Annotated in this window: 9 protein-coding genes; 6 read left to right on the top strand and 3 right to left on the bottom strand. The window is 72.2% G+C overall.

The features are described from left to right. Positions 1-8 precede the first annotated feature (8 nt). Entirely contained in the window at positions 9-752 is a 744-nt protein-coding gene (locus Plo01_RS20985) for an STAS domain-containing protein (protein ID WP_203892361.1), read from the top strand. A gap of 154 nt (positions 753-906) precedes the next feature. Here the strand turns inward: Plo01_RS20985 and Plo01_RS20980 are convergent, their stop codons facing one another. Further along, on the bottom strand, positions 907-1,524 hold the full coding sequence (locus Plo01_RS20980; RefSeq protein ID WP_203892360.1) for a recombinase family protein: 618 nt from the start codon (positions 1,522-1,524) through the stop codon (positions 907-909). Positions 1,525-1,822: 298 nt separating this feature from the next. Between Plo01_RS20980 and Plo01_RS20975 the strand changes: the two genes are divergently transcribed. From Plo01_RS20975 to Plo01_RS20960, 4 genes are all read left to right on the top strand, one after another. Further along, the gene (locus Plo01_RS20975; RefSeq protein WP_203892359.1) at positions 1,823-3,175 is read left to right on the top strand and encodes a GAF domain-containing sensor histidine kinase; all 1,353 of its coding nucleotides are present in this window, start codon (positions 1,823-1,825) and stop codon (positions 3,173-3,175) included. 201 nt (positions 3,176-3,376) lie between these two features. After that, positions 3,377-4,612 carry a glycoside hydrolase family 1 protein gene (locus Plo01_RS20970; protein ID WP_203892358.1) on the top strand — a complete coding sequence of 412 codons (1,236 nt, stop codon included), beginning with the start codon at positions 3,377-3,379 and terminating at the stop codon, positions 4,610-4,612. Positions 4,613-4,779: 167 nt separating this feature from the next. Then, complete coding sequence (locus tag Plo01_RS40425) at positions 4,780-6,081, top strand: sigma factor (RefSeq protein WP_239316755.1); 1,302 nt, start codon at positions 4,780-4,782, stop codon at positions 6,079-6,081. Positions 6,082-6,218: 137 nt separating this feature from the next. Further along, on the top strand, positions 6,219-6,659 hold the full coding sequence (locus tag Plo01_RS20960) for an iron chaperone (protein WP_203892357.1): 441 nt from the start codon (positions 6,219-6,221) through the stop codon (positions 6,657-6,659). A gap of 136 nt (positions 6,660-6,795) precedes the next feature. Here Plo01_RS20960 and Plo01_RS20955 read toward each other — a convergent pair whose 3' ends face one another. Together Plo01_RS20955 and Plo01_RS20950 are read right to left on the bottom strand one after the other, a co-directional pair. Further along, positions 6,796-9,129, bottom strand: coding sequence for a glycoside hydrolase family 3 C-terminal domain-containing protein (locus Plo01_RS20955; RefSeq protein ID WP_203892356.1), 2,334 nt, complete (start codon positions 9,127-9,129; stop codon positions 6,796-6,798). A 23-nt stretch (positions 9,130-9,152) separates the two neighbouring features. Continuing rightward, entirely contained in the window at positions 9,153-9,800 is a 648-nt protein-coding gene (locus Plo01_RS20950; RefSeq protein WP_203892355.1) for a TetR/AcrR family transcriptional regulator, read from the bottom strand. Positions 9,801-9,990: 190 nt separating this feature from the next. On the opposite strand from Plo01_RS20950, the gene Plo01_RS20945 reads away from it, so the two are divergent. Next, a complete protein-coding gene (locus Plo01_RS20945) occupies positions 9,991-11,529 on the top strand; it encodes an ABC transporter substrate-binding protein (RefSeq protein ID WP_239316753.1) in 1,539 nt (512 codons plus the stop codon). Positions 11,530-11,585: the final 56 nt, after the last annotated feature.

Here is an 11,585-nt window from a genome sequence, read left to right as displayed (position 1 = left end):
AGGGCTCCGTGAACGTATCGGTGCGTATCGCCCACTGCAGTGACGACACCGCCTCACTGGTCGTGACGGGTGAGATGGACGCCTCGAACTGCGAGCTCCTGGAGTCGATCCTGGACTCCATCATCGCGCGCGGGGCCCGGTACATCATGATCAACGCCGGTGAGCTGAACTTCTGCGATGTCACGGGCGCTTACATGCTGGCCCGGGTCCACCGGCGGCTTCGCCTCGCCGGAGGCGAACTGGTGGTCACCGCGTCCGAGTCCGTGACGGAGACGCTCGACGCCCTGAGGAAGCTCACCGGCCGGGAACCTCCCGGCACGGCCGAGAAGCCGGGGCGGGGCGTCGAACCCGTCACCCCGCGCGCGCGTCGGCGGCATCTTCCGATCCGCCGTTTCGGGAACCAGCACGTGCGCCGCGTACGGAACGCGGAGCGCCGCCGTTCCGCCGCCGCTCCCGCGGCGCCCCCGCTGCCTCCGGCGCCCCCGCCGGTGGCTCCGCACCCTGTCCTGGAGAGGGCCGCGCGCCTCCAGAAGGAGGCGACCGCGCAGCTGGAGAGCATGCTCCTCCGCGCGGAGACGGCCTGCGTGATCACTGCCGAAGCCCACGAGCGCCTGGCCTCCTGCCACACCGCGCTCGCGAGGCGGGCCGCGCTCCGCGGAGAGTCCCCGCTGGGCTGTGACGACCGGTTCCATCTGCTGGAGGCGGAGCGGATGCGCCGCCGCGCCCTCCACTTCGCCGGTGAGGACGGCTGACGGCCCCGCGGCTCTCACGCCGCCGGGAATCCGCGGCGTCCGGCCGAATCCGTGACGTCCGGCCGGTGGGCCGCCCTCCGGCGGGGCGGCGTCCCTCACCGGCCGTTCCGGTCCGCCGGGGCCGGGGTGCGGGCGGGTACGGCCGGCACGCACCTCACGGGGCCGGGGCGCGGGTGGTGCGGGCGGCACGCAGCTCACGCAGGTCGGGGATGTGGTTGTAGAGCGTCCCCGTGCTCACCCCGAGCAGCCTGGCGACCGAGGCCACCGAGTTCCCGGGATCGGCCAGCAGCTCCCGGGCCACCCGGAGGAGCTCGGGGGTGATGACGGTGGGACGGCCGCGATGGTTGCCGGTGAGCGGCTTGCGGGGGAACGCGGCGAGCGCCGCGAAAGCCCGGATGACCTGGCGCCCGCCCGGGGCGGTGGTGTCGATGTTCTCCCGCAGTGAGATGAAGCCGACTCCGCGCTCGTCCAGCTCGCCGATCACGCTGATCAGTTCGTGCAGGGAGTCGCTGTAGCGGTCCAGGGAGGGCACCACCAGCGTGGCGCCCGCCTGCAGGGCGGCGTGGCAGGCCTGGCGTTCGGGCTGCCGCGCGCCGTCTTCCGAGGGGGTGTCGATGAACACGCTCTGGCACCCGGCCGCCAGCAGGGCGTCGATCTGGGGCAGCAGGCTCCGGGTTTCGGCGGAGACTCGGGCGTAACCGACGCGGATCCCGCCGGGCGCGGCCGGGCGGGCGGTCGACGGTTCGCTGAACGGCCCCGCGGAAGACGTCACGGCTGCCGTCCTTTCACTGAACGATTCTCACGGTGGGACATTTTCACGGTTGCTCGATGATTTTCCGGAAGAACCGCGGTTTCCGCGGCCTCCCTCCCGATGATCGTCAAAAAACGACGGTTTTTTGACGTCGCGGCTCGTACTTGTGCGGCCTGACCGGGTAGGTCTGTCTTACCCAGGGCGTTTCCGGAGCCGACATCGACAGGGAAGCTGGAGGTGAGAAGGCCATGTCCAGCGCGCTGACGGTCACGGGCGGTCGGGAGATCTCCACGCCGCCCCCTCCTGCAGGGCTTCGCGGGTGAGCACGGTGCGGCGGCCGCCGCACCGTCTCGCCGGTGAGGACCAAGGGCTCGCCGCGACCGTCTCCGCCGCGACCGTCTCCGCCGCGACCGTCTCCGCCGGTGGAGCGGACCCGTTCCCGATCCCGGCCGATGAATCCGAGCGGCTGCGGGAGCTGGTGGAGCTGGAGGTCGTCGAGGCTCCCCTGGAGTCGATCCTGACGGCCGTCGCCGAGCTGGCCACGCGCATCTGCCACACCCCGATCGCGCTGGTCAACCTGGTCGGGGAGGACATCCAGCATCTCAAGGGCCGCGTCGGGCTGGGCGCGGAGACCATGGACCGTCAGGTGGCGTTCTGCCCGTACACGATCTGCGGCCGGGAACTGATGGAGGTCCCCGACGCGCTCGCGGATCCGCGCTTCCACGAGGATCCTCTGGTGGCCGGTGAGCCGCGGGTGCGCTTCTACGCGGGCGCGCCGCTGATCGGCAGCGGCGGGCACATCCTGGGCACGGTGTGCGTGATGGACCGCCGGCCGCGCCGGCTGAGCCCCGAGCGGCGCGGCGCCCTGATCGCGCTCGCCACCTGCACGGTCGCCGTGGTGGAGTGTCACCATCACGACCGCCGGAGCAAGCAGATCGCCGCGCAGCGGGAGCAGGTGGAGGACCTCAAGCAGCTGTTCCTGCGCAGCGTCAACCACGAGCTGCGCACCCCGCTGACTTCCATCCGCTCCTATCTGCAGCTCATCCAGGACGACGAGACCGAGCTGGACCCGGGCACCGAGCAACGGTTCCTGGATGTGATCGAGCGCAACAGCGACCGGTTGCTGGAGAGGCTGGACGAGCTGCTGCTGCTGGCCAGCCTCAGCGCGCAGACCGCCGCCTTCGCTCCGGGCGCGATCGACCTGTCGGCCCTGACCTCCACGGTGGTGGCCGAGGCCGAGACCAAGGCCGAGCCCAAGCGGCACACCCTGATCCTGGACGCGCCGCGGCCGGTGGTGGCCTGGGCCGACGCGAGCCGGTTGCGGCACGCGCTGGTGCACCTGCTCGACAACGCGATCAAGTTCACCCCCGCCGGCGGCCGCGTCGACGTGGTCGTCAGCGGCGACCCGGTCCCGGCGGTGGAGATCCGTGACACCGGGATCGGCATCGGCACGACCGAGACCGGGCGGGTCTTCGACGACTTCTACCGCACGCCCGAGGCCGAGGAGCACGCGATCGGCGGGATCGGAGTGGGCCTGTCCATCGTCAGGCGGGTCATCGCCATGCACGGCGGTGACGTGCGCCTGACCGGTGAGCCGGACGGGGGCACCTGCGCCCGCGTCACGCTGCTGTCCCCGCCGTCCGGGGAAACTCCGCTGCCCGAGGGGCTGTAGGCCGCCGGCCGGCGTACCGGCCGCCCGTCGTCGCCGATGTCTCTCGTCCGGTGTCTGTCGTCCGGTGCCTGTCGTCCGGTGCCTGTCGTCTGTCTCGGGCATCGTGTGCCCGTATCGCACCCCAGAAAAAGTAACCAGGTGGTAGGTTTTCTGTCAGTCCTCGCGGTGATCTGTGCGTCGAGGTGGACAAGGGGAGGCGGTATGGAGCTCTCGTTCCCGGAGGGTTTCCTGTGGGGAGCGGCGGGCAGCGCGCACCAGATCGAGGGGAACAACGTCGCCAGCGACCTGTGGGCGCTGGAGAACCGCCCCGGCAGCGTCATGCGGGAGCGCAGCGGAGACGCCTGCGACAGCTACCACCGCTGGCACGAGGACCTCGACATCGTGCGGGGGCTGGGCCTGACGGCCTACCGCTTCAGCGTCGAGTGGGCGCGGGTGGAACCCGTGGAGGGCCAGATCTCCCTGGCGGCGCTGGCGCACTACCGCCGCGTGATCGAGGGATGCCTGGAGCGCGGCCTCACCCCGGTGGTGACGCTGCACCACTTCACCAGCCCGTTCTGGTTCCAGCTCGCCGGCGGGTGGCTGTCCGGCGAGGCGGTCGCGCGGTTCCGCCGATACGTGCGCGCGGTGCTGCCGATTCTGGACGGCGTCGAGTGGGTCTGCACCATCAACGAGCCCAACATGCTCGCGATGGTGGCCAGCATCATGAACCAGGGAGGGAACGGGGAGGGCGACGGGCGCGAGGAGCGCGCGGAGAACGCCGCCGGCGCGCTGCCCGCTCCCGACCCGGCGGTGGCGGACGCCCTGGCCGCCGCGCACCGCGCGGCCCGCGAGGAACTGGGCGCGGCCGGCCTGAAGTCAGGCTGGACGGTCGCCAACCAGAACTTCGAGGCGGACGGCGGCGCCGAGGCGGAGCGCGACGCGTGGGCGTGGCCGCGTGAGGACCGGTTCCTGGACGTCGCGGCGGGCGACGACTTCATCGGCGTGCAGGCGTACACGCGCGTGCGGATCGGGCCGGAGGGAGCGCTGCCGGTGCCGGAGGGCGCCCGCCGTACCCTCACGGGGTGGGAGTTCTACCCGCAGGCGCTGGGCAACGCCGTACGGTACACGGCGGCGCGGCTGCCGGGGGTCCCGATCCTCGTGACGGAGAACGGCGTCGCGACGGCGGACGACGCCGAGCGCGTCGAGTACACGCGCGGCGCCCTGGCCGGTCTGCACGGCGCCATCGCCGACGGGATCGACGTCCGCGGATACCTGCACTGGTCGTTGCTCGACAACTACGAGTGGGGCTCCTACCGGCCGACCTTCGGGCTGGTCGCGGTGGACCGCGAGACGTTCGCGCGCACGGTCAAGCCGAGCGCCCGCTGGCTGGGCGGGGTGGCCCGCGCGGGAGCGCTGCCCGCCGGGACGGCCCGCGAGGAGATGTCACCCGTCGGGTGAACCCGCGCCCGCCGCCGGCCGTGCCGGCGGCGCCCGCGAGCCCGGCCGATCCGGGGCGCCGGGCACCCCTTCGGGCGCTGGCGTCCGGGAATCCGTCCGGGCGCCGGCCGATCCGGCCCAACCTTTCCCCCGCCGGCGGGCGTCGGTAACGGGTGAGAGGAGTCGCCTTGGACCCCAACGACAGCTTCCGCGAGTTCATGGCCGCTCACCAGCAGTCGCTGATGCGGACGGCCTACCTGCTCACGGGAGACGCCCACCTCGCCGAGGACCTGCTGCAGAGCGCGCTGGTCAAGGTGCTCAAGCGCTGGCCCAAGCTGGCGCACGTCGCCAGCCCCGGGGCGTACGCCCGCAAGGCGCTGGTCAACCAGTACATCTCCTGGCGCCGCCGGCCGGCCGTGGCGGTCGTCGCCGTCATGCTCGCCGCGACGGCCGCCGTACGGCTGCTGCCGTCGGAGCCCGATGCGATCGGCGACACCGGGACGGTGACCGACCCGCCGGCCCGGGGGGTGGGGCCGCTGAGCCACGCCTACATGACGTTCTGCCAGCCGGAGAGCGGCAAGGCCCCGCCCGGGTGCGTGGACGGCGGCTGGCGGGTGGTCACCAGGGACGGCGAGACCTACCGGCTGGCGCAGGCCCTGCGCACTCCCGAATACGGGGGCCGGCCAAGCCCGCTGACGATCAGCCGGGACGGCCGGAAGATCGCCTACTACGACGCCGGCGCCGGCACCTTCGCGGTGCGTGACCTCGCCTCCGGAGCGGTGCGGACGGCCCCGACGAGGGTGCCCACCGCCTGGCTCGGCGGCATCGCCCACCTCCTGCTGTCGGACGACGGCCGCTTCCTGGCCTTCACCAAGAACCCGCCGTTGAAGGACCCGGCCATGCTGTTCGACCTGCGCGAGCGCATGGTCAGGCCGTTGCCCAACGGCTGGAACCCCATCGGCCTGTCCCCGGACGGCGACACGATCACTCTGGCGGAGTACGCGCCCAGGACCCGGCTGCGGACCATCAGCCACCTGTGGCGGACGTCCACGGCGGGCAACACCAGGACCGCCGACGTCGCCGGGTCCCACCTGGTCGGCGCGCTCGGCCCCGACGGCAAGAGCGTCGTCGCGGTGGAGAGCGTGGATGTTCCCGGCACCGACTGCATGGGGAACGCAGGGTCCCTCGTGCACCTGGACCGGGAGACCGGCAAGGTGCTCCGCAGGGTCCCCGTGCGGGACCTGGACATGAGGGGCAACTTCGTCTACCTGCGCAGCTGGATCGGCCCCGAGGAGATCATCGCCCTCACCAAGCGCTTCGTGTGCGGGGACAGGGACGCCCCCGAACCGACCCCGCGCCTGGACCCGCCGTACGTCCCCTTCACGGCCTACGCGGTGAACGTCGAGACCGGCGAGGCCAGGAAGCTCGCCACCTACACGGCCCAGGACTTCTTCCACCTCGTGCTCCCCGGCTTCCCCGGGACGTTGTGACGGCGGCGGCCGCCCGCGTCCCGGCGCCCATCGGCCGCGTGCCCGGCGCGATGGCGGCCGCATCGTCGGTGCATAGCGGATCTATCAAGCAGGACGGACATGCTTGACTTATGCCGGAAACGACGAAGGAGAGCACGATGAGCAGCGCCTACGAGGGGTTCACGGCCGAGGAGCGGGCCGCGATGAAGGAGCACGCCAAGGAGCTGAAGAAGACCGCGGTGCGCCGCAGCGCGGCCGACAGGGCGGCCGAGGCGGCGCGGGACGTGCTCGCCAAGATCGCTGAGATGCGGGAGGCGGATCGTGTCCTGGCCGAGCGCGTGCACGCCGTCGTCACCGCGACCGCCCCGGCCCTGGCGCCGAAGCTGTGGTACGGCATGCCCGCCTACACGCTGGACGGCAAGATCGTGTGCCACTTCCAGCCGGCGGAGAAGTTCAAGACCCGCTATGCGACCTTCAGCTTCAGCGACCCGGCCACGCTGGACGAGGGCGCGATGTGGGCGGTCGGCTTCGCCCTGACCGAGGTGACGGACGAGGTGGCCGGGCGGATCGCCGCGCTGGTGAAGCGGGCGGTGGGCTGAGACCCGCCCGGCGCCGGGCGACTGAGCGCCCGGACGCCTTCGCGGACACGATCCGGCGGGAGCGGCCGGGGGCGGGCTCCCGCGCCGACACGATCCGGCGGGAGTGACCGGGGGCGGGCTCCCGCGCGGACACGACCTAGCCGGCGTGGCCGGGGGCGGGCTCCCGGACGGCGGCGACGAGCCGGTCCACCACCTCGGAGGTCAGGCCGATGCCGAAGGTGCTGAACTTGGCCAGCGGGATGCCGAGCGCCAGGCCGAGCAGCGCCGGGTCGACCCGGTCGAGCGCGGACAGCGCGGGAGCGTCGCCGAGCAGCTTCCGCAGCACCGGGCCGCCGACGGGGTGGCCGAGCCACTCGCCCAGGGTGGACATCCTGCCCAGCGGGGCCGCGTAGCCGTCGCCCGGGGTGCTCAGCCCGGCGCGCAGGCGGATGTCGCGCGAGGACGCCCCGACCTCGACCGTGAAGGAGCCGGGATCGATCTTCCAGTCCCCGCGGGAGACCGACCACTGCGCGACGTCCCGCCCGGTGAGGGTGAAGCGGACCCGCTCCGCGGCGCCGGGCTCCAGGCCGACCTTGGCGAAGCCGCGCAGCCCGTGCCGGGGACGGGTGGGCCGCTCCTCCTCGAAGGCCACATACAGCTGGACGACCTCCTGCGCGAAGCGCTCGCCGGTGTTGGCGACGGTGACCTCGACGCTCCACTCGTTGACCCCCGTCTCGCGGGCGTCGAGATCGGAGTACTCGAACCGCGAGTAGGTCAGGCCGTGGCCGAAGGGGTAGGCGACGTCCGTGCCGAGCGTGTCGTGGTGGCGGTAGCCGACGTAGCGGCCCTCGCCGTACAGGACGTGCCCGTCGGCGCCGGGGAAGTGCAGGTGGGAGGGGACGTCGGAGAGGCGGTTGGGGATCGTCTCGGTGAGCCGGCCCGACGGGCTGTGCGCGCCGAGCAGCAGGTCGGCCAGGGCGGACCCGCCCGCCTGGCCGAGCAGCCACCCCTCCAGGATCGCCGAGGCGCTGTCCTGCCACTCGGCGACCGACACCACGCCCCCGTTGGACAGGACCACGACGACGCGCGAGCAGACCTCGGCCACCCGGCGCAGCAGGGCGATCTGGACGGCGGGCAGGTCGATCGTGGTGCGGTCGGCGCCCTCCGACTCCGCGGCGTCCGGCAGCCCCAGGAACATCAGCGCCACGTCGGCCTCCGCCGCCGCGGCCACCGCCTCCCGCTCCAGCTCGGCGTCGGGCGCGCCGTCCAGGCGGTAGCCCGCCGCGAAGGTCAGCGTGATGGCCTGCCCGCCGCTCCGATCGGCGGCCTGGTCGACGGCGGCGCGCAGGGCGCCCCAGGCGTCGTCCAGGCGGGTGGGGACCACGTGCGAGCTGCCGCCGCCCTGGTAACGCGGGGTGCGGGCGAGCTCTCCCAGCACGGCGACCCGCTGGCGGGCCTCCGGGTCCAGCGGCAGGACGGCGCCGTCGTTCTTCAGCAGGACGGCCGAGGCGCGCGCCGCCTCGCGGGCGAGCTCGTGGTGGGCCCCGGCGTCCCAGCCGTCGAACCGTTCGCGGCCCTCCAGCCGCCGGGCGAGCGCGAGCAGGCGCCCGGCGGTCAGGTCCAGGACCTCCTCGGGCAGGCGACCGGAGCGCACGGCCTCGACGATCTCCCCGTCGGTCCCGGTGGGAGGCATCTCCAGGTCGAGGCCCGCTTCCAGCGCCGCCACCCGGTCGTTGACCGCTCCCCAGTCGGAGACCACCAGCCCGTCGAAGCCCCACTCGCCGCGCAGCAGCTCGGTCAGGAGCCAGCGGTTCTGGCTGGCGTGGACGCCGTTGATCCTGTTGTAGGAGCACATGACCATGTACGGCCGCGTCTCGCGCACGATCCGCTCGAAGGCCGGCAGGTAGATCTCGCGCAGCGTCTGCTCGTCGACGTCCGCGCTGACCCGCATGCGGTCGGTCTCCTGGTTGTTGGCCGCGAAGTGCTTCACGCACGCCCCGACGCCGAGGGACTGGACGCCGGTGACGACGGCCGCGCCCATCACCCCGGTGAGGTGCGGGTCCTCGGAGAAGTACTCGAAGTTGCGGCCGCACAGCGGCGAACGCTTGATGTTGATCCCGGGACCGAGCACGACGTCGACCCCGAGTGCGGACGCCTCACGGGCCAGGGCCGCGCCCACCCGCCGGGCGAGCGCCGGATCCCAGGAGGAGCCGAGGGCGACGGCGGGCGGGAAGCAGGTCGCCGGGAGGCTGGAGTGGATGGCGAGGGCGTCGCCCGCGCCCTCACCTTGGCGGCGGATCCCGTGCGGGCCGTCGGAGAGCGTGAGGGCGCGGACCGTGCCCGGAACGGCCGTGGTGTTCCAGGTGGTGCTCCCGGAGGTGAGCGAGGCCTTCTCCGCCAGGCCGAGCCCGGAGACCTCCTCCGGGACGGGGCGGGAGTCCTCCCCCGGGGCGGGGCGGGAGGTCGATGCTTCACGGCCGTTCTGTGTCATGTGCTGCCTCGTGTTCGTGATCGTCAGGGCGTGGTCGCCGGGGACGGCGGGGGTGACGGGTCCGGTTCGGCGGGTGCGGACGGCACGTCCAGGCCCAGCTGGGCGAGGAAGGCGACGACCGACGCGCGCATGTCGACCGCCTCCGGTTCGAGCAGCCACTGGGTCTGCAGGCCGTCTATCAGCGCGATGAGCTGCTGGGAGACGGCGTCCGGGTCGTGGGGGAGCGGGGGCGAGGCGCGGCTGAACAGTTCGGACAGCAGCCGTGCGCCCTGCCTGCGCAGCCGCTGGTACCGCTCGACGAAGTACTGGTGCGCGGGGTGGTCCGGGTCGGCGGCCTCGCCGGAGATCTTCACGTAGAGACCGACCAGCCCGGGGGTCCGCATGTTCCGCGTGACCTGGTCGACGACGCGGCCCAGCAGGTCGCCGGGGTCGGGGCGGGACATGACCTTGGCGTCGATCTCGTCGCGGCGGCTGAGCACCTCGATGAGCAGGCTGTCCTTGCCGGGGAAGTGGTGGAGCAATCCGGCGTGCGTCAGGCCCGCGTGCGCGGCGATGTCGCGCAGGGAGACGGCGTGGAAGCCGGAGCGGGAGAAGAGCTCCATGGCGGAGTCGAGGATGCGCGAGCGGGTGCGCTCGCCCTTGCGCCCTTGGCGGGGAGTCGCTTCGGTCACCGACCGGCCTTTCTGCGGTCCAGGGGATGTCCTCACGGCACGTGGGTGCTGGTACGTGCCGCGGTACCGCGAGATTAGCCCGGTCGTCGGCGGCTCACATTAAACCTACCACGTGGTTAGTTTTGGGGGTATGCTCGCCGCACATCCGGCCGAGACAGTCATCCCCCCGCCTTGAGACGGAGTGAGCTCCATGAAGAAATCCGCCAGGGTCGCCATAGCCGCGCTCGCCTTCCTCGCCGCGCCGATGGCGCTCGCAGGCTGCTCGGACGCCGGCGGCGCAACGCCGGAGAGCGGACCCAAGGCCCTGAGCGTCGCGACGATGACGCTCCCGCAGAGTCTCGACCCGAAGGACGCCACCGGCAGCGCGCTCCCGTTCTTCCAGGCCGTGTACGACACCCTGATCAAGCGCGAGCCGGACGGCTCCTACAGTCCGATGCTCGCGACCGAGTGGAAGTACAACGACGACCTCACCGAGCTGGCGCTCACCCTGCGCGGCGGCGTGAAGTTCGACGACGGCACCCCGTTCGACGCCGAGGCCGTCAAGGCGAACATGGAGCGCTTCCGCAAGGGCGGCGGCGCCCAGGCCAAGACGCTCAACGACGTCAAGACGATCAAGGTGGTCGACGCCACGCACGTGACCCTGGAGCTGGCCAAGCCCAACCCCGCGATGCTGTTCTACCTGAGCGACGCGGCCGGCCTCATGGCCAACCCCGCCGACTTCGCCAAGGGCGACGCGCTGAAGACCAAGCCCAGCGGGACCGGCCCCTACGACCTGGACCAGAACCTGACCTTCGTCGGGACCAGGTGGACCTTCACCCGGGCCCCCGGTTACTGGGGGACCAGGCTCCCCTACGACACGATCACGATCAACTTCTTCGACAACGAGACGGCGATCGTCAACGGCATCAAGACCGGGCAGGTCAACGCCGCCCTGATCCAGGACGCCGACCAGCAGATCAGCGCCGAGGGCGACCCGAAGGTCAAGACCGTCAAGCAGGAGTTCGACTTCCAGGGCCTGGTCCTGTTCGACCGGGGCGGCATGGTCACCCCGGAGATGCGCGATCCCCGGGTGCGCCAGGCGCTGAACTACGCGATCGATCGCAAGACGATGCTGGAGAAGATCCGCCAGAGCCGCGGCGAGCTCACCAACCAGGTCTTCGGCGAGAGCACCGCGGCCTACAAGCCGGAGCTCGACACCTACTACTCCTACGACCCGGCCAAGGCGCGCGAGCTGCTCAAGGAGGCCGGTCACGCCGGCGGCTTCACCCTCAAGCTGCCCCGCATCGCGGCGATCGTCTCCGACGCGCTCGCCGCCTCGCTCCAGAGCGACCTGGGCGCCGTCGGCGTCAAGCTCGTCTGGGAGGACGTCGACGCGGGCAGCGCGATCAAGCGCATCTTCACCGACCGCGCCTTCTCCGGCCTGGTCATGAACATCGGCCAGTCCTCGACCGACTGGGTGGTGGTGGGCGAGCTGGTCCTGCCCGGAGCGTTCAACATGTTCGGCTACACCGACGACACGGTGAAGGAGCTGCTGCCCAAGATCCAGGGCAGGGACGCCGAGGACGCCAAGGCCGAGCTGCAGGCGCTCAACGAGCACCTCGTCGAGGACGGCTGGTTCGTGCCCTTCTACCGGATGACGTACCTGCACGTCTCGGACGGCAGCGTGACGATCACGCCGCAGGACGGCATGGCCGTGCCGTCCATCTACAACTACGCGCCCGCCGAGTAGCGCCCCGTTCCCACGAAGAACTCCGGTCCGGGGCGGCGCGCCCGCCCCGGACCGGG

It is taken from the genome of Planobispora longispora, assembly GCF_016863135.1.
Classification (GTDB): domain Bacteria; phylum Actinomycetota; class Actinomycetes; order Streptosporangiales; family Streptosporangiaceae; genus Planobispora; species Planobispora longispora.
Note: the sequence above shows the minus strand (reverse complement) of the source record. Positions and strands in the feature narration are given on the sequence as shown.

Bases quoted from the DNA above. Each gene is read 5' to 3' on its own strand.
- Plo01_RS20970 (WP_203892358.1), top strand. From the start codon at position 3,377: ATGGAGCTCTCGTTCCCGGAGGGTTTCCTGTGGGGAGCGGCGGGCAGC.
- Plo01_RS20960 (WP_203892357.1), top strand. From the start codon at position 6,219: ATGAGCAGCGCCTACGAGGGGTTCACGGCCGAGGAGCGGGCCGCGATG.
- Plo01_RS20955 (WP_203892356.1), bottom strand. From the start codon at position 9,129: ATGACACAGAACGGCCGTGAAGCATCGACCTCCCGCCCCGCCCCGGGG.
- Plo01_RS20945 (WP_239316753.1), top strand. From the start codon at position 9,991: ATGAAGAAATCCGCCAGGGTCGCCATAGCCGCGCTCGCCTTCCTCGCC.